The organism is Streptomyces luteolus, assembly GCF_029968015.1.
GTDB lineage: Bacteria > Actinomycetota > Actinomycetes > Streptomycetales > Streptomycetaceae > Streptomyces > Streptomyces luteolus.
This window is the reverse complement of record NZ_JASCIS010000004.1, coordinates 140102-160549: the sequence shown is the minus strand read 5'-3', so window position 1 is coordinate 160549 and position 20448 is coordinate 140102. Positions and strand designations below refer to the sequence as shown.

Below are 20448 nucleotides of genomic sequence, written 5' to 3'. Positions count from 1 at the left end.
GATGTCGACTGTCCGACGGATGCCTAGCGTCGGTGCCATGACGAGCGAAGAGAACTCTCCGAAGACGGAAGGCGCTGACCGTTTCGGAACCGGTGAGGCCGAGTGGCCGACCGGGGGGCCGGGGGACACGGTCGTCCGAGTCATGCTGGTCTTGTTCACTCTGGGCTTCGGCTTCGCCGTGAAGCTCTTCGGGCCGCTCCTGGCCATCGCGTGCGACAGCTGTCAGGACGGTGTCCGCACCCTTCGTTTCGGCGGCGCGATCGAGATCCTGTCCGATTACGTGGTGCCGGTGGTCACCCTGGTGACGGCCGTTGCGTTCCTGGCGCCTGACGACGGGGTCAAGGCGGGAGTGATCGGGTTGGCGATCCTGGGGGCGCTGTTCTTCGTGATGGTGGCTCTCGGGCATGCCGCGTAGGGCGGACAGGGCGGACAGGGCGGACAGGGCGGACAGGGCGAAACGTAGAGGGTGGGAGTTATGGGGCGCAGTTTCAAGTGGCATGCCGGGATTGCGGCCGGGTGCAGTGTGGTGCTGTTGGCGCTTGCTCTCCTGACGTTCTTGCCGATTCCGCTCGTGCTGCCGGAGTCAAAGTGGTTTGTGGCGGGGATCGCGGCAGTGCTGTTCCTGCTGTTCGGTGCCGCCATGTTCCGTGGCCTCCTCGCTGGAGGACTCGACAAGAGTGAGACTCGGCGGCTGTTCCGGCAGCTTCCGAACAAGGTGCAGTGGGCGCTGGGTGCGCTGCTGGCCGTGGGCTTCGGGTTGGGAGTCCTCACCTTCATCGCCTCGCCTGGCCGGGGCTCCCCTGAAGTCGTGGACGGTCGGTACTACGTACTTGTTTCGACTTTCAGTGAGCGCGCTCGGGTCGAGGTCTCGCCGAGCGAGTACGAGAAGCTGCGCGTGGAGAGCCAGCGGGACGTGCTGGCCGTCCCTGGAACTCTCTTCGCCGGTGCGGCCCTCTTTACCCTCATCGCCGGAGAGGCACGGCGCGAGCGAGTCGCGACTGCGGCGCTGTCCGGCTCGGTTCGACCTGGAGGCAGTACGGGTCCGGAAATGGACTGGAGCTACAAGGGGCCCTGAGTACGGGAACGGATGTGGCTGGAGGAGCGGCTTCGTAGCCTCCAAAACATGATGAATCTCGACAGCGCATCGGGCACAGATGACTTGGTGGATCTCAGTGGCCAGGGCGGAGCGCGAGGCCGAATCCGCGCGGTGCTTGCTGAGTGTCTCTGGCGCGCGTTCTTGGCCGGCCTGATCATTTTCCTCGGGACCGTAGTGGCGGCGCTCGGGCCGATCCTGGCGCTCGCATGCGGGTCCGGAGCGCCCAGCGGCTGTCAGGACGGGCTTCGTTCGGCGCGGTTTGACGAAGTGATCTCGGTGGTCGCGCTGTTCGTGGTTCCGGCAGTCACGGTGATGACCGTCATTGGTCTCATGGTGCCCCGCGGTGGCCCTCGGGTGGGCCGCATCGGCGCTCTCACTATCGGAGCGCTGCTCTGCGTGATCATGGTGCTGGGGCAGATTCCGGCATGAGAGGTATCTGGCCAATGGCGGCTCGAATGCGTTGAGTGGCGGTCTGAGTACGGCAGCTCATGCGGTCCGGAGAGCGAGGCAGGACGATGGGCGCATGACAACTCCTCCGCCTCCTCCTCCGCCTCCTCCTGGGCTTCCGCCGCATCCGCCCAACACCGGCTGTCCGGTGGCGTCGACGACACCGGCACCAGTGCCGGCGAGGAAGCGACGTGCGGTGCTGATCGGCGTCATCGCTGCGGTTGTCTTGGCATTGCTCGCCGCGGCGGGCGTGGCGTGGTGGCTGCTGCGTGACCAGTCCCCGCTGGCCGGGCGGCCGCGGGTGACCGACAAGGCTGCGGGGGTCTCGTACGGGATTCCTGAAGGCTGGAAGCAGAAGAAGGGCGAGCTCCTCTCCGCCTTCACGTCGACCATCGACAAGAAGCCCGTCAACGGCAAGGAGTGGGGCACGGTCATCGCCGGACGCGGCAACGCCGTCCCCGAGCCCGAGCTGAAGGAGAGGACAGAGCGTTACGCGTGGTCCAACGCGGAGTTCTTCTCTCCGAACGGAACGTCGAAGCTCCTGAAATCCGAGCCGACGGCGGTGGACGGTCGCGCCGCGCACACCGCAACCGTGCGGATGGAGGACGGCGACGGCGGAAACTTGTACATGCGGATGACGGTGGTGTCCGTGAATGACAGCCGTGCGGTCTTCTTGCTGGGGCTCTTCGCCGAGCCGGGGACGCCCGAGGAGGCAGATGTCGACGCGGTAGTGGCCAGCGCTTCCTTCGAATAGCTCTGCCACAGCGATGACCCCCGTCGGGCCGCGCCACGACCGAACACGAAGCCTCGGCGAAGCTGCCCGGACAGAGCAGTTCGCCAAGGCTCCGTGTTCATAGGCGAGTTGGACTTCCCACTCGGTTTCCGGTCCGACGGTCAAATGCCTCACGCACGCCGGACAGCGCGGTCTCTATGCGTCCTCGGATCGCGGACTGCGGTCGAGCTTGCCCAGGATGTAGACCATCGCCCCTGCCGAGACGGCCGTGAAAATGAGCTCGCCCCAGAGCGGGTCTATGAGGAACTTGTTGACCGCCGTGAGGATGACGAACCACGCGGCGAACACGAGAAACTTGTAGAGCATGACTGACCTCGTACTCAATTGACCAGAGAGGAGAGGCAGGCTGCGGCACCGGCCCCGACGGTGTTGACTGCGATCTCGCGCGCGGCCTTCTTGTTGACCCTGCCGACGATCAGGGCGGCCGCGCTCCCGACTCCCGCCCTCAGCAGGCAGTTCTTGGCCACCTTGGTCATCGGGCGGCCGGCGAGTGCCTTGCAGTACTTGGCCCTTTGCTTACCTGTCTTGCTCTTGTCAAAGTAGCAGTTTGCGATGTTGTGCTCCTGGACGGATCCACCGCGTGGGCCGCTGGAGCGGCACCGAGGGGGTGAGTGCCGCCAGGGCTATCGCCGCAACGATCTTGTTCTTCACTTATGCCTTGCCTGTGGGGGAAGGGAAGTTGTGTGCCATCAGTCAGCCCGCATCGGCTGGTGTCGGCGTTCGGGAAGAGGGGCTGGGGCGCTGGTGCGTTCCACAGCTGACGGCGGACCTTTTGAGCAGGTTCACCGACGGAATGCTTCAAAGTCCCTTGTTCTGAGGGGTAGTTACTCGGCGAACGTTGTTTGGCCACCGAGGCTTCAGGCGTTGAGCGCAGGGCTGAGTGTGGGCGCTCGCGTGACCGTCTTCCTCGCTGTGTGGGGCCTACTCACAGGGGCTTAGGTAGCAGCACTCAGGCGGAGCGCACCGGCTCCTTCTAGCGTTCGGGGCATGGATTCCACGCAGCAAGTCGATGCACGGGAAGAAGAGGCCCGCCAGCGAGTGACGGGCACGTGGTCACTCGTCCTGGGCGCGATTGCTGTCGTGTCCATCGTGTGTCCGATGCTCCCCGAGTATGTGCCGAACGTAGTGCGGTACTTCCCGGTCTACTTCATCCTGCCCCTTGGGCTCTGGGCGGTCGGATCGGGAGCCATCGCCCTGCGTCGCATGCGCGATGACGAGGAAGCCAGTCGTGCCCGGGCGCGGGCAGGGGTGTGCCTCGGCACGGTGGCCGTCGTGACGGTGGTGGGCGTGATCATCTGGTTCTGCCTGTCGATGGCCGCCGTCTCAAAGTGACTTTGAACCGTCCAGCCGACACGTCAGCCCATCCAACCCGACAGCGGTCACTGCTGCGCCACTGCGACCAGGCGTACGAAGGACGAAGTGGCCCTCCGGCGTCGCCTCGATGTGGACAGGGCGGCGGGAGTCGGACGGGGCGATGAGCGTGCGCGTGGTCTCTGGGCGGTAGTCCTCGGGCAGGAGGGCCAGCACGGTTCCGTCGTCGGTGCGGTTGTCGGTGAGGCCGATGACTCCCGAGAGTTCGAGTACGTCGGAAGGCGTCAGTCGGATCTGCGGTGATCGGGAGGGGTCGGGCACAGACGTCGGGCCCGTCAGAGGGAGAGGACGCCAGGTGGGGGCCGGCTGTTGTCGTGTGCGTTCCAGGCGGGAGACGCGGCGTTCAAGAAGGGCCAGGCGCTTGGCCAGTGTGGAGATGGTGTCCGGCATGCGCCCTACCCCTCGTCGTTCGGGCTGGCGGGGTCTTCGGGCTTCTCCATGCGCTCCAGGGTGAGCGTGATCCGCTCGGGTTCCTCACCGTTCGGTGGCCGCAGGGTCCAGGCGGTGATGCGGTGCCTGCCCTCGTACGTGATGTGTGGCTCGTGGAGCCGGATCAGCACGTCGTCGCCGATCGCCCAGGACCCGAAGGGGGCGGAGGGATGGTCGCGTACGTCGAGCTCGGTGAGTGTGGTCAACTCCTGCCGGAGAAGGCGTTGTTCGTGCGCTCGTCGGCGCAGCTGAGCGGCGTCCTTCTCCGAGGTTTCGAGGCGACTTTCCAGGCGTAGGCGGCCATCGCGGACGGTGTCGATCACGTGCGGACGTTTGCGGCCCTCCCCGGCGCCGAGGGCGATGACGGTCTGCGCGTACTCGTCGGCGTCGAGGACCACCTGTGGGGTGGTGGCGATGTTGATGCCGGAGGTGAAGACGGTGTCCTCGGGGCGCTGGCCCAGGCGGGGGCCGCCGAGGTGGATGCGGTGCTCGGGGCGTTCGTCGCCCCAGTGGACCGATTCGGTCCACTCCGGGCCGTCGTCCAGATCGGCAAGTTCGTCGATGACCTCGCCGAGGTTGCGTGCCTCGGACTTCGCCAGGACGTACGGGGACTTGGAGGTGCCCGTCTTCGTGCGCGAGCGGGTGTCGTCCACCGTGACGCGGAGGTCGCCGTCCGGCTGGTCCTGCGCGTACGCCCATACGTCGCGGATGATCTGGCAGGGGTCGGCCTCGATGTAGGGTCCGCGGCCGTCCAGGTTGCCGTGGAGGTCGTAGCGACGGTGGGGGTACGAGCCGAAGCCGGCGGCCTCGATCGGGTACGCGGCGCCCTGAGGCTCGGCCCGCCAGAGGACTCCGCCCCAGACGAGCTTTCCGTTCCGTTCGACGTACAGCAGCGTGTTGCCGGGGTCCAGGAACTCGGTGACGGGGCGGGTGAGGCCGGGCTCAAGGGTCGCAGAAAGGCTGCCAGGGCCGTTGAGTTCGGCGCCGCACTCGACGCCGGTCAGGGGGAGGTAGCCGTGCAGGATGTCGCCGGTCAGGGCGTGTGCGGCGAGGTAGCGGTAGTCGGGCGTCGGCGGCGTCATTCCGGGGTTTCCGTGCAGTCGATGGTGGCGGTGATTGCTGCGTACCGGCTGATGTACAGGCTGCTGCCCCGGTCGCTGTCCGTGTCCTGCTGCGTCTGTACTGCGAGGCGTTGGGTCCTGCCGCGTTGGTCCGGCGGCAGGGCGTAGGCGTGGGCGAGTGCCGCGAACAGGTGCGGAGCAGGGCCCTGTTCGACGTCGATGACCGTGGTCTTGCCCTTCGCCTCGCCCAGCGTCGTACGCAGCCGAGCGAGTATGCCGCCGTCCTCGGCGCTCAGTCCGGAGATCGTCAATGTGACGGTGGCTCGGCTCGCCCAGGCCGGGACCTCCACGTCCCAGGCGGCCTCGTCGGGCCACTCGGTCCAGGTGCCGGGCTCGCCGGGCAGGCGTTGTCTGGTGGTCGGCCAGGCGGTGTAGGCGCGGTGGTGGTGGCGGGGGTTCGCGAGCTGCCGTAGGTCCTTGATCATGTCGGCGGTGATGGTGCTGGTGTCGCGGGGCAGGGAGATATGGGCCAGCGGGATCGCCGACATACCCTCGGGGACCTCGGCCCTCTCCAGTGGCACGTCCTGGATGACGTGGAAGTAGCCGATGTCGTCGCGCGCGGGGTCGAGGTCGCCCTCGTACTCGGGATCCTCGACGCGCAGCACCAGCAGGTCGGTGCGCGCGAACGGGCCGGTCGGCTCGATGTCGATGAGGGCGTCGCCGATGTTGACCTGCCCGTACGCGCCCTGCCAAGGGCGGGCGCCGCGCACGATGGCCGAGCCGTCGGCCACGCGGACCCCGCAGGCCGGGCGCTGCAACGGCGAGACCTTCAGGTCGGCGGCTCCGGCGATGCCCTGTCCGCCGTGGACGAGGCCGCCGAGCAGGAGGCGGGTTGCGCGGGCCTGGGGGCGCGTGCCGTGGGTGATGAAGGTAGGCCGGACGAGGGTCAACTACGTCTCTCTTCTGGGGAGTTCATGCGTGTCACAAGGTGGTGTGGGCCGAGCGCCACGACAGGGTGAGGCTGCTGGTGGCGGTGAGGTCGTCGCCGCTCCAGGCGATCTCCGATGCGCCGGGCGGGAGGGCGAAGTGGTCGAGGCGGGAGCGCGGGGACAGGGAACCGGCGATGTTGGTCGCGCCGTTGCGCAGCGCCCAGCGTGTACCGGGGCGGGTTGCGAGGTCGACGTATTCGCCCGCGCGCAGGGACACGGCGACTTCGAGTCTCTGGCCGGTGACCGTGTTCCAGACCCTCGGCTGCGCGACGGGCCCCTTGATCCGTAGCGTCGGCCAGGCCGGGGAGTCCCCGGTGTTGGTGATGCGGCCGGGGCGGGCCGCCTGGTCCAGGCCCAGGGTCAGGTGGCTGGGAGTGTCGGCGTGGATGAGCGGGTCCATCGCGACGAACTCGATGTCGAGGGGGATCCACCCGTGCACCGAGCTGGCGATGCTGGTTGCCTCCATGCGGCGGATACGTCCGTACAGGCGACGCGTCTCGTGGCCCGGCCAGCGCGCCCGCAGCACGCTCATCTTGCCGGTGCTCGTACGTATGCCTTCCGCGCGGGCCGCCTGCTGGAGGCGCGAGAGGATCTTGGTCGCTGCCGTCGGGTCGCCGGGTGTCTTGATACCGGCCTCGATGCGCACGGTGCGGGGGCCGTAGTGGTCGGCTCCGGGGAGAGTTCCGTCTCCGATGGGGTTGTCCACATCCTGTGGACGGACTTCCGGCGCGCCGAGTCCTTCGATCTCGGCGATGGGGATCGGTGTGCCGGGGCCGAGGAGGACTGTGGATCCGATCTCTATCTGCCATTCGCGGAGTTCGGTCGTGAGTGAAGTCGGCTGATTTGTAAGGGACTTGGGGGTCATCGGATTCTCCCGCCGCGCTGGGCGTTGCGCAGACGGCGCATCATCTCCGTGCCGATCTGCTGAGGGCTGGCGGTGCTGTCGTGGACGGTGACCGGCATCGTGCCGATCAGCGGCTGCTGTTCCCGTACGACGACGACTTGTACGGATCGGCCGCTGCGGGCGTCGACACGGGTTGCTGGTCCTCGGGCGTCCGGGGCCGCCGGGCGGATTTCGAAGCGGCGGACGACGTCGGCGAGGGCGCGGGTTGCTGCGGCGTTCCGAGGTCTGGTGGCAGGCAGCCCGGCACCAGCTGTTGCCGCGCGGCGAGTGATACCTCCGTCGGCCAGCCATTCGACCTTGCCGTCGAAGCGGCGTACGACCTCTTCCACGATCTGCTTGCTGCGCTGCCGCTTGCCTGAGGCGAGCGGGACGTACGCCTCTCCGCCGGTCTCCGGCTCGCCCCAGATGCGCCAGGAACCGGCCGGTGCGATCTGGGCCACGTGGTCCTCGCGGCGGCCTCGTCCCGTACGCCCCTCGCGCCCGTCTCGCACACCTCCAGCCGCATAGAAGTCGAGGACCGATCCCTCGGCGTTCGGGCGGCGCAGTGCCTTCGGGATCGTCGCGCCGGACTGGACCTTCTTGTAGTACTCGGTGGTGTAGACGCCGACGCCGACCGTTCTGCCGCGCAGGGCGTTGATGCGGCTCTGGATGGTGTTCACGGCGTTGGTCGGGCCGCCGGTGGGGATGGTGATGCGGACCCGCTTGCTGCCGGGGACCTTCTCGATGCGGAAGCCGAGTGCCTCCAGCTGCTTGCGGGCGGCGGCGGTGGGCGCCCGTACGACCACGCTCTTCGCGCCGGGCGTCGACCGGATCTTGTCCCGTACGGCTTCGAGGCTGCGGATCGCGGCTGCGGTGGCGGCGGACACCTGGACCCGCTTCGAGCCGGGTGTGCTGCCGAGCTTGGCGATCAGCGTGTCCAGGTTCTTGCGTGCTCCGGCCGTCGGTGCCGTCACCTTGATCTGGCGGGTGCCGGGCACGGTCTTCACGGTGAAGCCCAGCGCCCGCAGCTTCTTCTGCGCGCCCTCGCTGAGGGAGTCGATACGGATCGTCTTCCTCGTCGGGAAACGGTCGAACTCGGCCTGCACCGCGAGCAGGTTGGCGAGCGTGGAGTCCATGCCGCGCGTCTGCAGCAGCAGTGACACCTGCGACGGAAGGAGTCCGAGGCTGTCGGCGACGCGTTCCGCCTGCTCGCGGGTCAGGCCGTAGCCGCGGGCGGCCTTGATGGCGGCTTCGCGGGCGTTCTGCATCTCGGTACGGGACTTCGCCAGGGCCTTCGGCAGCGCCTCGCCGTTCTGCTGAGCGAGGGAGTACGCGGACACGGCTGCGTCGGCCGCCGCGTCCGACAGCGAGGTGAGCTGCGTGTAGAGCTGCTGACCGTTGCGGGTGGTGGTGTTGAGGGTGTCGTCCTTGTTGACCAGCTGCTTGCCGCCGTAGCCCTGGTCGCGGTCCACGGTGTCCGCGGACTCGTTCAGGTCGAGGACCGCGGAGTTGACCCGGGCCTTCGCCGCCTGCAGGGAGATCTGGCCGCCGGAGAGGAGGTCGAGGGCGTCCTTGAGGGCGCGGGTCCGCTGGTCGGCGTCGGCGGTCTCGTCCGCCAGGGCGCCGACGGCCGTCTTGAGACGGTCGTATGCCGAAGTGCCGTCTCCCGCGCCGCGCTGCGCCTCGGCGAGCTGCTTGGCGCTCTTCATGGACTGGGCCATCTCACCCTTGACCGTGCCCAGTGCCTCGGCGGCCTGCTTCGCCCGCAGACCCGTCTCGTTGTACGCCTTCGTGGCGGCGCCCTTGCTGGTCGCGAGCCAGCGGACGTTGGACTCTGCGGTCGCGTCGAGCTCGCGCTGCAGCGCGCCGAGTGAGGTGCCCTGGCCGAGGTAGGCGTCCGTCAGGCGGCGCATGGGAACTCCGGCGCGGTTCATGACGTCGACGAGCCGCTGTTCGCCGTCCTGGACCTTCGCGTCCATCAGGAGCTTCGCGGCCTGGGCACGGACGTTGGAGTCGATGACACCGCCGGACTCCCGCAGCGCCGAGGTGAGCGACGAGACCCGCTGCTGGTGCGCGGCCGCCGCCTGGGCGGCCTTCTGCTGCTGGGAGGCAAGGAACCCGAGGCCGATTGTCACCCCGGCCAGAGCCGCGCCCCACGGCCCGCCCAGCGCGCCGACCAGGCCGGCGCCCGCGGAGCGCAGCCCCGAGCCGGCCGCGCGAGCGACGCCGTTGAGCGTGCCGATGAAGGTGGTGCCTGCACCGTTCGCGCTGCGGAAGGCGGATGTCATCTGGCCGAGGAAGCCGACCCGGGCCTGCACCGCCGCCCACGCCGCGCCGTAGCGGGTCAGCGACTGCCCGGATGCCAGAGCCAACTGCCGCTGCATCTGCATCTGTTGGGCGAAACCGTTGAAGGCGCCGCGTACGGGCCCGCTGACGGTGTTCGCAAGGCCCGCGAGCTGCGGCCGGGCCCGCGCGAACAGCAGCATCGCCAGCGCCGCCGACTGAATCGGGCCGGGCAGCGATCCGAAGGCGTTCACGAGCCCGCCGACCAGGTGCCCGATGGGCACGAGGACGATCGACAGGCCCGATACGGCGTCGATGACGAGGTTGGCAGCGGTGGCGAGAATGTCGAGCGTCCCGGCTGCCGCACCGCCGCCCTCACCGAGACCGCCCAGCGCAGACAGAAGCGGCGCGGCGCCGTCGGCGGCGTTCCCCAGCACATCGCCCAGCGCTTGCGCCGCGTTGACCAGCAAGTTCAGGCCGGTGGCCAGAGCGTCCTCACCGATGTCCTTCAGCGGGCCGATGAGCCGGCGCGCCTCGTCGACCAAGCCACCGATCCCGTCCGCGGCGCTCTTCTTCAGATCCGGTCCGAAGAGGGTGGCGAGGTCATTGCCGTATTCGAGGGCGGCGGTGAGATTCGGGGTGGCGCCTGCGAGCCCGCGCGTGAGGAGGCGTACGACGTACTCCAGACCCGGCGCCATCCCCTCGTACAGCGCGATACCGGTCTGCCGGGCCTGGGTGTTCAGCTGGACCATGGCGCCGGACAGGCCCTCGCCGCGTGCGGACGTGATGCTGGCCGCCGCGCCGGTCTGCCGTACGGCGAGGGAGAGGGCGTCGAACGACTCGGTGCCCTGGTGAGCGAGGGCGATGGCGCCGGACATCGCGGGCTTGCCGAAGGCCTGCTTCACGGCGCCGGTGAAGTCCTGCTGGGACATGTCGTGTTGGGCCTTGGAGAGGCCGTCGATGACGACCCGCAGGCCGCGGAAGTTGCCCTGTGCGTCCCACGCCTCGATGCCGAGGCGCTTGAGGGCGGCGATCATCTGCGGGGTCGGTGCGGCCAGGTTGGCCATCATGCCGCGCAACGAGGTACCGGCGGTCTGGCCGAGGATGCCCGCCTTGCCGAGCATGCCGACCGCGCTCGCCGCGTCCTCCATGGAGACGCCGAGGCCGGCGGCCACCGGACCGGCGTAACGCATCGCGTAGTAGATGTCGATGATGCCGCCGGAGGCGTTGTTCGCGGTGGCGGCGAGGATGTCCGAGGCACGGGACGCCTGGTCGGCGCCGAGCCCGAACTGGTCCATGATGTCGCCGAGATACTTGGCGGAGTCGGCGGCGCTCACGTTGGCCGCCGACGACAACGCCAGCGAGGCCCGTACCGCGTCGATCGACTGGTCCGTACGGAAGCCCGCCTTGGCCAGCTCCACCATGCCCTCGGCCGCGTCCGCCGCCGTCGAGCCGGGCAGGGACAGGTCGTTGCCGAGCTGCTGTGCTGTCCACGACGCGCGCTGCATCTGCGCGGCGGTGGCGCTGGTCACCGCTCGGAAGACGTTTAGCTGGCGCTGGTAGCGGTTGCCGTCCTCCGCCGCCTGCCCGACGCCGAGGGCCAGGCCGGTCACGGCTGCGGTGCCGGTCAGGCCGGAGGAGCCGCGGCCCAGGGTGGTCATGGCACGGTTGAGCTGCCCGATCGAGGAGACGCCGTCACGGCTTGCGGCACGCAGCTGGCCACGCACCGAAGTCGCCCTGGTGGCCATGGCGTTCAGGCCTGCTGCAGCCCGTCGTGCGTCAGCGCCCACCGCGGTGAACTGTCGGGAGGCGCGAGTGCCGGTCGAGGCGAGCTGCGCCAGGGCGCGGTTGGCGGCTGCGGTCCGCTCCGCGAGGGTGCGCGCTTCTCGCGAGGCAGCCCGCAGTCCGCGAATGAGGTTGGTCGCCTCAGCCCGCATCTGGACCGTCATCGTGTAACCGGCCACTGCTGTACTCGTCCTCCTCCCGTCAGCGTTTCGCCCTGGTCAGGACGGGGCGTTGTGTCGGCGTACGTAGTCGGAGCGGGGCAGGAGCTGGATCTTCACGCCGTACCCGGGGCGGCCCTCGGGGACCTGGTCCCGCTCCTGCTCGATCACTTCGCAGCCGGGACAGCGCATGGTGTCCGGCACGTACGCGTGCGGGTCGCCGCCGTGCTCGGGGTCCCACTCGGCGAGCCGGGTCCGGCACTCCGGGCACATCCCGTGCTGCCAGGACCGCCACGCCAGGGCCTTGACCCGGTCAAGCTCGCTCCACTGGCCGTCCCCGCCGAGGAACCGGCTGTGCGCGATACCCCACCGGTCGCACAGCTCGAGCTCGGCGCGCAGCTGGGGATCCGACCTCAGCCTTTTCCCACGCTGGCCGTGCTCATCTCCGTCCGGGCGATCTGCTGGACCTGCCAGGCCGCCTCCCACAGGGCGTTCGCGTCGGACGCCGACCAGGAGGTGAGCAGCTCGGAAGCCTCGGTCTCGTTCATTCCGTCGACCGAGGAGGCGGCGACCAGTGCGGCCGGGAAGGTGTCTGGGTTGAAGGCGGCGCCTTCGGTGGCCTGTGCTTCGGTCGGGGGATGTGCGGTGAGCAGTTCCTCAAGGACCGGGCGGGGCAGCGCACGGAAGGCCAGGCTCACGGAGACCTCAGCAAGCCGCTTCTGCGCGGCCTCGTGCGCACGAAGCAGGTCGGCGAGGCGTCGGCTCAGCTCCTCGTCGTCGGGCTGTGCGTCGGCGAGGTACCGGGCGCGCTCGACGGCCTGCTCGGCGAGTACCGCCTCCTGACGCACCTGCTCGTCGTCGCAGAGCCGCAGGGTGTGCTCGGGCAAGGGCCGCTCGCGCAGGCGCCGCATCTTCGCGGCCCAGGGCGCGTCGCGCCCATCCGCCGCTGTCGCCGTCGTCACCTCCGACACGACTGACCGTGCCCGCTCAGTCGTCATCGTGCGCGCTGACGGTGGCTGCGGCTACGACCGTCACATCGACGGACTCATCGTCCGGATGGTCCGGGGGTACTGGAAGGGGCTTCGGCGGTGAGGCGGCCGGCACCGCGACATCCAGCGCGGGCGGGTCGGTGATCGTGTACGACACCTGGAACTTCGCGGCCTCGTTGCCCGTGTTGTACTGCGCTGAACGCGACGCCACCTGCGCCGGAAACACATCCATGGACTTCGACCCCGGTACGTCGCCCTTCCGCAGGAAGACGACCCAGCCCTTCGCCCCCTTCGGCAGCAACTGCTCGACGTCGTCGCTGACCTTGTCCTCGTAGAACGTGAACGAGGAGTCCTCGGCCTTGTCCTCACCGGGGATGGAACTGGTGAACGTCGATGACAGGTCAGGTGTCTCGATCGCCTCGTTGGTCAGCGCCCACCCCTCCACATCGGAGATGGCCTCGGTGAGCTCGGTGGCGTTCGGCCGGGACAGCTCGGCACGGGTGGGCGTCTGCGCTTTGGCGTGGATCTCCTTCAGCCAGAAGATCTTGGTGATGCCACGCCGCATGAAGCGCTGCTGGGACATGGTGTTCTGCTCCCGCTTCCGGGCAGCCACCGTGATGTACCGAGGGGCTACCCATGAGATCCACAACAGGGGACCGCCGGACCATTCGTCCGATCCGGTGTCCGCGTGGACCTCCGCGGTGAGGAAACGAGCAAGGAGCTTGCTCAAGAAGAAGATCGAGCAGGACTCACGGTGATCGTGAACCGCTGCACGTAGGAAACGATATCGCCCTGCGAGCCGTCAACGGGAGCCGTGCCGACGTCGGCAGTCAACTCACGGTCTGCGACGACCATGTTGGGGACTTCGAGCGGGTGCCGCCACTCCCCGTCAGAACGCTCCACGAGCACCGAACGAACCCGATCGGCAAGCCACTGCACCTGATCGTCCCGCGCGCCCACACTCGTCACTTGGTACGTCCACGACGCATCGGCATGCCAGTCGAAGAGCGCGGGACCGGAGAAGTCCCCGGGCAGGCTGTAGAGGACGGAGTAGGGGAACGTGGCGGCCTGACCGTCGGCTGCCTTCGGGAACTCGCCGATCCCGCAAGGACGTTCCGTCCCGAGCTGGACGAGAAGGGCCAGCGCTTTGGTGAGCGGCAGCCGAGGCAGGCTCACCCCAGAACCCCCGTCCGGAGGGCGTCCAGGTACCCCGGCTCGGTCTGCCGGAAGGCGGGCTCGATGTGTGGGTACGGCGGCTGCTGGAAGTACCGCCCGAGCCGGTCGGCACCGACGAACCCGTACTCAAGCCGACGCGACTGCGGCGCCTCCGTGAACACGACGGCACTCACCCGCCCACCGCTGACGGTGACCTTCACGTCCCAGGACGCCCGGTACTGCCCGGTGAGGACGTTCGGTCCGGGGCGCCCGGAGGCATTCCGCTGGATCCGCGCCCGCAGCAGCATCGCGTGGTGCCGCGTGATGGCCCGCGTACGAGACCGCACGGCCGGCCCCATGCGGGCGAGGGAGGTGGCCAGGGCGGCGGGGTCGCGGAAGGCGGCGGCGGAGGGATGGGCGTTGGGGTGCGGGTTGACCGGCGTCGTCACCGGCGGAGCCTAACGAGTTGTGAGCGAAATCGGGTGGGGCGTCTTGTCCGGGGGCGGGCCTGCCTCCGGTCTCGAGGACCGGCGGGTGGCTGGGAAGAAATCCGTGACGCTGAAGCGTGATGCCCCCTGGTTCCACTACCGACGGGCAGTCTCCTGCACACTGAGCAGCAACCCGTCCTCCACCACGGCAGTCACCACCCGCACGCCCACGACAGAGCCGTCCACGGTGTGGCGCTCCAGGAACCGGTACACCTCGGCGGTGACGCTGGAGATCTCCTTGACCTCGATCGACAACCCAGGCTGGCTGCCGCCCGCACTGCGCAGGGATTCTCGCAGCGTCTCAAGGTCGAGGATCGCTCCGTCTGTCGTCACGAGCACGAAGGCGTCGTGGTGTGCGCCCAGGAACGCGTCGAGGCTTTCCACGTCTCCATCCCTCAGCCACGCAGTCAACTGGTCATGGTGTCGGACCAAGAAGTCACCGTTCATCCCCTAACTGTGGCAGTTGAAGGCTACCGACCGACGGGTGGGGAGAGGTACGCACGAGGGCGAACGATGGCTGATGCGGCACTAGCTCAGATCTTGCTCAGAGATCCATCGTGAAGGCCCCTGCGCAGTATCCCCGCCCATAGGTTGAGCCGAAGCCTGCCTGACCAGCAGGCACAACAACGGAGGGGGAACTCCTATGCGCAGCACACTGGCGAGACGCACTCTGATTCCTGCCGCGACACTCACACTTGCCGCCGCCCTAACCACACAAGCGATCGCGGACACCGGCACCGACCTCAATCCTGTGCCCATGCCGACGGTGGAGCAGATCGCCCAGGAAGATGCCTTGGCCGCGCTTCCAGAGGTGGGCGAGGGGCAGGCCAGAGAGCCGCGGCGGTGCGACAACCCGTACAAGAAGTGGATCGAGATCACCGGTAAGAAGGCGTACCACGTGCCGTCCTGGTGGAACGGGACCAAGTTCAAGGACGGGCCGGGCGGCACGATGGTCGTGAAGGTCGAGAAGGCGGGGAAGATCTCCGCCGAGATATCGGCGGGTGCCGAGGGCGATGCCAGGCTCATCGTCGCGAAGGCCAAGGTGAAGGTCGATGCGAAGATCGGCGTTGAGATCGGGGTGACAGCGGGCCACGAGTACCGCAGGAAGATCGCCAGCGGTAAGTACGGGCACCTCCAGTACGGGTCCTGGGGATACAAGACGACCTGGTCCAAGTACGAGACCAGCGCGGATGGTTGCGGGAAGAAGCTGGTGAAGAAGGGCCGTGCCACACTGCCTACTTCGGAGACGGGCTGGCGCTACTGGGAAACCAAGTCATGACGCTGAGGAGCAGGCCCGCAAGGACGGGCATCGCACTGAGCATCGGCGCCCTGTGTGCCGTCGTGCTCGCAGGCTGCACCGAAGGCTCTGAGGATTCGGGCTCGCCGACAGAGAAGCCGACCCCGACGTCGTCGTCCTCCAAGCCGTCGAGCAAGCCTGACGAGAAGCTCGGAAAGCAGGCGGAAGCCGCTCTGGACACCGTCACCATTGATGATCCGGAGTTCGTCGAGTCGGGCCTGGAGACCCTCAGCGACGGAGTCCACGCAGAGTCACTGCTGAACCGCGGCAAGTCCTACCAACTCGGCGTGTCCTGCGCCGGAAGTGGCACAGCCGAACTGTCCGTCCACGTCGAGGGCAAGCCGGTGGTGCGGCGCATCGACTGCGACGGCACCGCGACGTACGAGCGCATCACGGAGGCATCGACCCGCCTCGGCATCGACGTCGAGGGAGAGCCGGGCGCCTCCGGCATGGTGGCCTGGCGGATCAGCGAGATGTAGTGCAGCGCCACCCCGCGCCTGCGGCCAGGCGCGGGGCGGCGCTACAGCAGCTGAAGCCGGATCAGCCGCACCACGGCGTAGCTGCCCAAGCCGTAGTCCACGACACGAAAGCGCCGACCCATGAGCTGAGGGTCGCGAGTAGATCCGGCTACGACCAGAACATCGCCGGGGCGGGTGGGCGGAGCATCCACAGGCACCATGGCCTGATACGGAGACTGCGAGACCTCCCCAGCGGCCACGCCATCCAACGCGGCTTTGGCACCGCTGAGTTGACCGGCGAGGGTGACGGCACCCAGTCCGTCCCAGACCAGAAACGGGGTGCCTTCGACGGGCATCAACTGGCCGCTGTCCTCGTCCAGTACGTCATCGGACTCCCCTTGAACGTCCCGCCACAACTCCAAGCGGTCTTCGAGTACGCCTTCCACGACACGTCTCACCCCCGACAGGTCAAGCCCCACGTGCCCACTCCGCCAACTGCCTCAACACGGCGGCAGTGCTGCCTCCAGGGACGTTCTCCAGGTCGATCCGGGAGAGTGCGGCACGTTCCACTTCCAGGGGATCGCATGCCTCCAGGAAGTCGGCGACGACGGCGCAGGGATCGACGGGCACAGCCACTTCGACCCGCGCGAGCAGGTTCAGGACGACGGGTCTGGTGCGGCCCGGATGGAGATGAAGCACGACGCGTGGGGGTTCATGCGCGAGGGCTTGAATGTCGGCGGAGGAGACGAAGTCGGTCACGTTCTGACCATCGACCGCCACGTTGTACGTGCCTTGATCGGCGACCAGCCGGAAACTGTGGAGGCTTTTCATCGGCGGAGCCTACTGTCCGCACTTGGCGCCGCACCTTTCTCGCCACTGGGAAGCGACTGCGGTCCGCCGGTCTGCCGGACTGCCGGACTGCGGGCGAGGAGCGCTGAGCTCTCCCGCCCGCAGCAGAAGCAGCCACGACGCTTGCCCTAGCTGGCCTTCTCGTACGCCTCACGAACAGCGGCCGGCACCCGGCCGCGCTCGCTGACCTCGTACCCGTTCGCCTTCGCCCAGGCGCGGATCGCCGACGAGTCCACCTTGGAGCGGCCACCCCCAGTCGTCTTGGCGGTCTTACCCTTCTGCTTCACCTCGCCACGCACCCTGCGGGCGCCGTTGGCGTGCAGATACGGCTTCAATATGTCGAGGAGCTTCTCGTAGTTGTCATCGGTGAGGTCGATCTCGACCCCGGCTCCATTGATAAGGATGCTGTGCGTGGCGATTTCCGTCGATTCCTCGCCGGTCAGGTCGTCCACAAATGTCGTAATTACTTTCTGGGCCATACGGTCGACTATAGGTGGCTGAGCCAGACCGAAAAACCCGGTCGACTAGCTTCGCCAGTGGTGACCTCGCCGACGAGACGGTCGATTATCTTCCCTGCTCGCTCGAGCGCATCTTTTTGAGTGGTGGCACACGAAGGACGCCGAAAAGGTCTCAAAACGCACGGGCGTGAGGCTGGCATAGATGCAGGGGCGGCGTAGATCATGCGCCGCCCCTGTCGCGGTGCCGGGAGCGCCGCCGCGCAGCACCGGCCTTGCGGCATCCGACTGCGGAGGCGCTGACTCCTCACCCTGGAGTACGTCGGGCGGCAACAGCATCCGTGTAGAGCTCGGTGGTGAAGTCGTCTGCTTCGATGCGTAGTTCGCGCATTACGGACCGAATGTCATCAAGCGCCGCTGCAAGTTCCTTCGGATCCCGAACCATGGTCTCGACTTCCAGGAACGTGCCGTCAATTTCCGGGACTTGGACCAAGGTGGCCAGCAGATCGCGGGCGCTCGCCCTGAACTCGTAGTTCCGACAGCGCTTCTGGAAGGCGATGGCGGGCACGTACCCCAGCCCACGCAGCATGGCGTGGACGGCTTCTGGATCGTCCACGACGGTCTCGTGCTCGGGCTTCGACCCGGACGCCGAGTCGACTCGCGCACCCTTGTAAGTGAGCACGGACCGGGTCGAGTCAGGCCCGTGGATCGTGCGGACCCTCAGCTCCTGGTCCTTCGCCTCCAGGCTGCGAGAAGGGGAGTCGTAATAGGTGTCCTGGTACACCTCGGCCCGACCATGCGTCATCCGGTCGAGGCGCTTCATCACGTACTCGGGGTCGCGGACCCGCGCCTTCAGTTCCGCCTCAATCAACTCGCGATCCTCCGCTCAGACGGTACGGCGTCCGGTATCGATCATCGACGCGAACATCCGTTGAAACCCTCGATAAAGAGGGCCACTTGGCGTCTCCATGACCTTGTAGGCGGCCGATTCGTGCCCTTCCCAGCCAGCGTCGAAGGCTGAGACGAACATGGTGCCGTCCAGCCGGATGATGCGCCACGTCGGGTGCATCGAGTACCGGTAGACGTTCAGGTCACATGCGTCTGATAGTTCGCGCAGCCGTGCCTCGGCTAGCTTGACCCCTCCGGCGAGTGACTCGGCCGACTCCCCGATCTCGGCAGCGCGCACAGCCAGAGCGGGCGAATCGGGATCGAGCAGCAGCACGCGGACCCGCGGGACGTTCTCCCCTTCGGGCCGGCTGAGGGATGAGCGAAGAAGCGAGTCCTTCAACCCGATCAGCCCGAGCCCTCGCACCGCGAGGACGTCCAATTCAGATGCGGACACGGCAAGCTGCTGGATGTCTTCGGAAGCTGCCGCCTGAGTCGGGTACACGCGAACGACTTCCGGGAACGCGGCCAAGTCGAATGCGCGCCCACCGCTCGTCGCATCCCGTCCAGACGCCAAGCCGAGTAAGTGCCTTGCATCAGCGGGCATGTTGAGTCCATCTGCGACCCGCTCGAAGACATCCAGTCGGGTGATCTCCCGTCGTCCGTTGACGACCTCATTCACTCGAGCCTGGGTCATGCCCACGGCCATGGCGATCCGGCCCTGGCTGGCGCCGCTGTATTGCTGGACGTGCCGAAACACGGAGCCCATGTCGCGCTTCCGCAAGGCTTCGCGGATCTCGGCTCGCTGCCACGCCCACTCCGGCAGTTCGATCGGTACGAGCGCAGTCGCCATGTTCCTCCCCCGGGCACCGTCGTGGGATGAAGAGTCATCCCACCGTGAGATTACCGCCCGGATATGGGGCTGATGCCACCTCTGCCTGAATCCTTGGCGCATGCGTACGACGACGAGTAAGGCACCGGGCAGTGCACGTCCGAGGTGCGGTCGGAGGTCTCGGTCTGCTGAGCACGCAGTGCAGGTGATCGCCTAATGGGCTACGACCGGAACGCCCTGCCGAGCCTCCCGCGCGGCCTGCGCCTGCTGCCTTGGGAGAACGACACAGGCAAGCCGTGCTACCTGTCGACAAACGACCCCGACGGTTCCTTGTCCCGCCTCGCAGACGACATCGAGTCGGACCAACTGAGCGACGGCGCCGACGTACTCAAGGGAGCGCGAGCAGTACTGGGAGACCGCAAGGCCGGCGAGTACGCCCTCCGGCTCGCGCTGCGGGCGACGACGCAGGCTCTCGGCGATGTACTGCGCGTTGCGGACAGCCGGGGCGCTCGATTGCCCATACTGGAGGACGAGACCGAGGCAATCGAAGGGGACGACGAGGCCGACGGGCCACAGCTCCAGGCTGAGGTTCACGGATGAGCGCGATCAACGAGGCGGGTGTCTGCCGCCGGTACGGCTTCGCGGACTGGACCCTGAAGGCTGTACGGTCCTGGCCCGTCTGCTACTTCGCCAGTTGCCTCATCTGCGGAGAACGCTCAAAGGACCAGCCCGATGCGGACGCTGCGCAGCTCTGGTGCCTCAAACACGCTGGTCTGACCCGGCACAGCGGGTACGAGCTGGCTGTATCCCAGCTGTTCAACGCCGCGGTGAAAGCTCCTCCTGCGGACCGGCTAACCATCCTCGTACCGGCTGACCTCACGAAGGCCCTCGCTGGACGCGCGGAGGCCCTTCCGGCTCCGGCCTTCACCGACGGCCTGTTGGCACCGGCGGAAGCAGAAGCCTACGAGCGAGGGCTGCGCGAACTCCCGGATGCCCTTGAACTCGCCTGTCAGTGTCGAGAGTTCCTCGATGATGAGGACGGCGAAGGATTCGTTGTGCTTCGGATGGCCGGCTTCCGGGAGGCATGCCGAACGAGCGACGACTTTCTGAAGGCGGTCACCGCACTGCTCACCTTGATCGCGACGCCACTGCGGGCCATCGACGATCGGGAGTTGTGGTTCCCGCTGGACGGCACAGGCGGCTACGTGCCACTCCACCTGGACCTTCCGAACTCGACGTGGCCGCCGGACTACGTGGCTCTGCTGTGCGTACGTCCCGACCGTTGGGGAGGGGGGCGTAGCCTCGTATCGCAGGCACGTCGCGCCGTAGCGAGGCTCGACGACAGCGACGCCGAGCTTCTCACGCATCAGCGCTATGAGTGCGGCCCGCTTGACGGCCTGAAAGGCGTCGGCGTCGAATGGCGCCGCTTCCCGGTGATTGACGGCATGGCAACGCGCGGCGGCTACGTCAGGGTCGCGCCAGACATGCTCGCCGATGCCGACCCCGAGGACCCATACGTTAAGTCGGCCCATGCCCTAACACGCGAACTGATCGTCGGGCAGCGAGAGCTCTCCCTCAACAGCGGAGACCTGCTCATCGTCAACCAGCACCTGACCAGCCACGGCCGCGCTCCGCTGGGCGATGAGCAAGAAGCCGTACCGGAGGACGAGCGCCAGCTGATTCTCAAGAGCTTCCTACGGCGTCAGGGACGGACGTCCTGAAGTCCCGGCCGACGGCCTGTTGCC

At 67.7% G+C, this 20448-nt stretch carries 26 protein-coding genes; 9 read left to right on the top strand and 17 right to left on the bottom strand.

What is annotated here, in order from left to right:
• Positions 1 to 37 precede the first annotated feature (37 nt).
• The 4 genes from QIT00_RS05335 to QIT00_RS05320 all read left to right on the top strand — a co-directional run bounded on the left by QIT00_RS05335 (position 38) and on the right by QIT00_RS05320 (position 2297).
• Entirely contained in the window at positions 38 to 415 is a 378-nt protein-coding gene (locus QIT00_RS05335) for a hypothetical protein (protein ID WP_282533912.1), read from the top strand.
• Between the two features lie 60 nt (positions 416 to 475).
• Complete coding sequence (locus QIT00_RS05330) at positions 476 to 1075, top strand: hypothetical protein (protein ID WP_282533911.1); 600 nt, start codon at positions 476 to 478, stop codon at positions 1073 to 1075.
• 48 nt (positions 1076 to 1123) lie between these two features.
• The gene (locus QIT00_RS05325; protein WP_282533910.1) at positions 1124 to 1525 is read left to right on the top strand and encodes a hypothetical protein; all 402 of its coding nucleotides are present in this window, start codon (positions 1124 to 1126) and stop codon (positions 1523 to 1525) included.
• Between the two features lie 214 nt (positions 1526 to 1739).
• On the top strand, positions 1740 to 2297 hold the full coding sequence (locus QIT00_RS05320) for a hypothetical protein (protein WP_282533909.1): 558 nt from the start codon (positions 1740 to 1742) through the stop codon (positions 2295 to 2297).
• A 174-nt stretch (positions 2298 to 2471) separates the two neighbouring features.
• Here the strand turns inward: QIT00_RS05320 and QIT00_RS05315 are convergent, their stop codons facing one another.
• Together QIT00_RS05315 and QIT00_RS05310 are read right to left on the bottom strand one after the other, a co-directional pair.
• Positions 2472 to 2642, bottom strand: coding sequence for a hypothetical protein (locus tag QIT00_RS05315; protein WP_282533908.1), 171 nt, complete (start codon positions 2640 to 2642; stop codon positions 2472 to 2474).
• Between the two features lie 14 nt (positions 2643 to 2656).
• On the bottom strand, positions 2657 to 2812 hold the full coding sequence (locus tag QIT00_RS05310; protein ID WP_282533907.1) for a hypothetical protein: 156 nt from the start codon (positions 2810 to 2812) through the stop codon (positions 2657 to 2659).
• 511 nt (positions 2813 to 3323) lie between these two features.
• On the opposite strand from QIT00_RS05310, the gene QIT00_RS05305 reads away from it, so the two are divergent.
• Positions 3324 to 3668, top strand: a complete 345-nt coding sequence (locus tag QIT00_RS05305; protein ID WP_282533906.1) for a hypothetical protein — start codon at positions 3324 to 3326, stop codon at positions 3666 to 3668.
• A 434-nt stretch (positions 3669 to 4102) separates the two neighbouring features.
• Here QIT00_RS05305 and QIT00_RS05300 read toward each other — a convergent pair whose 3' ends face one another.
• The 10 genes from QIT00_RS05300 to QIT00_RS05255 form a co-directional block, all read right to left on the bottom strand.
• Positions 4103 to 5218 carry a hypothetical protein gene (locus QIT00_RS05300; protein ID WP_282533905.1) on the bottom strand — a complete coding sequence of 372 codons (1116 nt, stop codon included), beginning with the start codon at positions 5216 to 5218 and terminating at the stop codon, positions 4103 to 4105.
• A complete protein-coding gene (locus QIT00_RS05295) occupies positions 5215 to 6147 on the bottom strand; it encodes a hypothetical protein (protein ID WP_282533904.1) in 933 nt (310 codons plus the stop codon). The genes QIT00_RS05300 and QIT00_RS05295 overlap by 4 nt, the downstream gene beginning before the upstream one ends.
• A gap of 31 nt (positions 6148 to 6178) precedes the next feature.
• Positions 6179 to 7051 carry a phage tail family protein gene (locus tag QIT00_RS05290; protein WP_282533903.1) on the bottom strand — a complete coding sequence of 291 codons (873 nt, stop codon included), beginning with the start codon at positions 7049 to 7051 and terminating at the stop codon, positions 6179 to 6181.
• Positions 7048 to 11316: a phage tail tape measure protein gene (locus QIT00_RS05285; RefSeq protein WP_282533902.1), complete on the bottom strand. Its 4269-nt coding sequence runs from the start codon at positions 11314 to 11316 to the stop codon at positions 7048 to 7050. The genes QIT00_RS05290 and QIT00_RS05285 overlap by 4 nt, the downstream gene beginning before the upstream one ends.
• Before the next feature lie 39 nt (positions 11317 to 11355).
• On the bottom strand, positions 11356 to 11568 hold the full coding sequence (locus QIT00_RS05280; RefSeq protein ID WP_282533901.1) for a hypothetical protein: 213 nt from the start codon (positions 11566 to 11568) through the stop codon (positions 11356 to 11358).
• Between the two features lie 140 nt (positions 11569 to 11708).
• On the bottom strand, positions 11709 to 12257 hold the full coding sequence (locus QIT00_RS05275; protein ID WP_282533900.1) for a hypothetical protein: 549 nt from the start codon (positions 12255 to 12257) through the stop codon (positions 11709 to 11711).
• A gap of 25 nt (positions 12258 to 12282) precedes the next feature.
• Positions 12283 to 12867, bottom strand: a complete 585-nt coding sequence (locus QIT00_RS05270) for a phage tail tube protein (RefSeq protein WP_282533899.1) — start codon at positions 12865 to 12867, stop codon at positions 12283 to 12285.
• Positions 12868 to 13010: 143 nt separating this feature from the next.
• Positions 13011 to 13460, bottom strand: coding sequence for a hypothetical protein (locus QIT00_RS05265; protein WP_282533898.1), 450 nt, complete (start codon positions 13458 to 13460; stop codon positions 13011 to 13013).
• Positions 13457 to 13888 (bottom strand): HK97 gp10 family phage protein, encoded by a 432-nt coding sequence (locus tag QIT00_RS05260; RefSeq protein WP_282533897.1) that lies wholly within the window; start codon positions 13886 to 13888, stop codon positions 13457 to 13459. The genes QIT00_RS05265 and QIT00_RS05260 overlap by 4 nt, the downstream gene beginning before the upstream one ends.
• Before the next feature lie 135 nt (positions 13889 to 14023).
• The gene (locus tag QIT00_RS05255; RefSeq protein ID WP_282533896.1) at positions 14024 to 14311 is read right to left on the bottom strand and encodes a hypothetical protein; all 288 of its coding nucleotides are present in this window, start codon (positions 14309 to 14311) and stop codon (positions 14024 to 14026) included.
• A 373-nt stretch (positions 14312 to 14684) separates the two neighbouring features.
• Between QIT00_RS05255 and QIT00_RS05250 the strand changes: the two genes are divergently transcribed.
• Positions 14685 to 15206 (top strand): hypothetical protein, encoded by a 522-nt coding sequence (locus QIT00_RS05250; RefSeq protein ID WP_282533895.1) that lies wholly within the window; start codon positions 14685 to 14687, stop codon positions 15204 to 15206.
• Entirely contained in the window at positions 15203 to 15703 is a 501-nt protein-coding gene (locus tag QIT00_RS05245) for a hypothetical protein (protein ID WP_282533894.1), read from the top strand. Before QIT00_RS05250 ends, QIT00_RS05245 begins: the two co-directional genes overlap by 4 nt.
• Positions 15704 to 15744: 41 nt before the next feature.
• On the opposite strand, the gene QIT00_RS05240 is transcribed toward QIT00_RS05245, so the two are convergent.
• The 5 genes from QIT00_RS05240 to QIT00_RS05220 all read right to left on the bottom strand — a co-directional run bounded on the left by QIT00_RS05240 (position 15745) and on the right by QIT00_RS05220 (position 18724).
• Positions 15745 to 16128, bottom strand: coding sequence for a DUF6093 family protein (locus QIT00_RS05240; protein WP_282533893.1), 384 nt, complete (start codon positions 16126 to 16128; stop codon positions 15745 to 15747).
• Between the two features lie 22 nt (positions 16129 to 16150).
• Entirely contained in the window at positions 16151 to 16513 is a 363-nt protein-coding gene (locus tag QIT00_RS05235) for a hypothetical protein (RefSeq protein ID WP_282533892.1), read from the bottom strand.
• 146 nt (positions 16514 to 16659) lie between these two features.
• Positions 16660 to 17010 carry a histone-like nucleoid-structuring protein Lsr2 gene (locus QIT00_RS05230; protein WP_282533891.1) on the bottom strand — a complete coding sequence of 117 codons (351 nt, stop codon included), beginning with the start codon at positions 17008 to 17010 and terminating at the stop codon, positions 16660 to 16662.
• A 283-nt stretch (positions 17011 to 17293) separates the two neighbouring features.
• The gene (cyaB, locus tag QIT00_RS05225; protein WP_282533890.1) at positions 17294 to 17857 is read right to left on the bottom strand and encodes a class IV adenylate cyclase; all 564 of its coding nucleotides are present in this window, start codon (positions 17855 to 17857) and stop codon (positions 17294 to 17296) included.
• Positions 17858 to 17872: 15 nt separating this feature from the next.
• The gene (locus QIT00_RS05220) at positions 17873 to 18724 is read right to left on the bottom strand and encodes a helix-turn-helix domain-containing protein (protein ID WP_282533889.1); all 852 of its coding nucleotides are present in this window, start codon (positions 18722 to 18724) and stop codon (positions 17873 to 17875) included.
• A 195-nt stretch (positions 18725 to 18919) separates the two neighbouring features.
• On the opposite strand from QIT00_RS05220, the gene QIT00_RS05215 reads away from it, so the two are divergent.
• Positions 18920 to 19303 carry a hypothetical protein gene (locus QIT00_RS05215; RefSeq protein WP_282533888.1) on the top strand — a complete coding sequence of 128 codons (384 nt, stop codon included), beginning with the start codon at positions 18920 to 18922 and terminating at the stop codon, positions 19301 to 19303.
• Positions 19300 to 20424, top strand: a complete 1125-nt coding sequence (locus tag QIT00_RS05210) for a DUF7848 domain-containing protein (RefSeq protein ID WP_282533887.1) — start codon at positions 19300 to 19302, stop codon at positions 20422 to 20424. The genes QIT00_RS05215 and QIT00_RS05210 overlap by 4 nt, the downstream gene beginning before the upstream one ends.
• The last annotated feature ends 24 nt before the right edge of the window (positions 20425 to 20448 follow it).

What these genes read in the sequence shown, in the direction of transcription:
- QIT00_RS05335 (WP_282533912.1), top strand. Translation starts at nt 38, where the DNA reads ATGACGAGCGAAGAGAACTCTCCGAAGACGGAAGGCGCTGACCGTTTC.
- QIT00_RS05330 (WP_282533911.1), top strand. Translation starts at nt 476, where the DNA reads ATGGGGCGCAGTTTCAAGTGGCATGCCGGGATTGCGGCCGGGTGCAGT.
- QIT00_RS05325 (WP_282533910.1), top strand. Translation starts at nt 1,124, where the DNA reads ATGATGAATCTCGACAGCGCATCGGGCACAGATGACTTGGTGGATCTC.
- QIT00_RS05315 (WP_282533908.1), bottom strand. Translation starts at nt 2,642, where the DNA reads ATGCTCTACAAGTTTCTCGTGTTCGCCGCGTGGTTCGTCATCCTCACG.
- QIT00_RS05310 (WP_282533907.1), bottom strand. Translation starts at nt 2,812, where the DNA reads ATGACCAAGGTGGCCAAGAACTGCCTGCTGAGGGCGGGAGTCGGGAGC.
- QIT00_RS05305 (WP_282533906.1), top strand. Translation starts at nt 3,324, where the DNA reads ATGGATTCCACGCAGCAAGTCGATGCACGGGAAGAAGAGGCCCGCCAG.
- QIT00_RS05300 (WP_282533905.1), bottom strand. Translation starts at nt 5,218, where the DNA reads ATGACGCCGCCGACGCCCGACTACCGCTACCTCGCCGCACACGCCCTG.
- QIT00_RS05290 (WP_282533903.1), bottom strand. Translation starts at nt 7,051, where the DNA reads ATGACCCCCAAGTCCCTTACAAATCAGCCGACTTCACTCACGACCGAA.
- QIT00_RS05280 (WP_282533901.1), bottom strand. Translation starts at nt 11,568, where the DNA reads ATGTGCCCGGAGTGCCGGACCCGGCTCGCCGAGTGGGACCCCGAGCAC.
- QIT00_RS05270 (WP_282533899.1), bottom strand. Translation starts at nt 12,867, where the DNA reads ATGTCCCAGCAGCGCTTCATGCGGCGTGGCATCACCAAGATCTTCTGG.
- QIT00_RS05250 (WP_282533895.1), top strand. Translation starts at nt 14,685, where the DNA reads ATGCCGACGGTGGAGCAGATCGCCCAGGAAGATGCCTTGGCCGCGCTT.
- QIT00_RS05245 (WP_282533894.1), top strand. Translation starts at nt 15,203, where the DNA reads ATGACGCTGAGGAGCAGGCCCGCAAGGACGGGCATCGCACTGAGCATC.
- QIT00_RS05235 (WP_282533892.1), bottom strand. Translation starts at nt 16,513, where the DNA reads ATGAAAAGCCTCCACAGTTTCCGGCTGGTCGCCGATCAAGGCACGTAC.
- QIT00_RS05230 (WP_282533891.1), bottom strand. Translation starts at nt 17,010, where the DNA reads ATGGCCCAGAAAGTAATTACGACATTTGTGGACGACCTGACCGGCGAG.
- QIT00_RS05220 (WP_282533889.1), bottom strand. Translation starts at nt 18,724, where the DNA reads ATGGCGACTGCGCTCGTACCGATCGAACTGCCGGAGTGGGCGTGGCAG.
- QIT00_RS05215 (WP_282533888.1), top strand. Translation starts at nt 18,920, where the DNA reads ATGGGCTACGACCGGAACGCCCTGCCGAGCCTCCCGCGCGGCCTGCGC.
- QIT00_RS05210 (WP_282533887.1), top strand. Translation starts at nt 19,300, where the DNA reads ATGAGCGCGATCAACGAGGCGGGTGTCTGCCGCCGGTACGGCTTCGCG.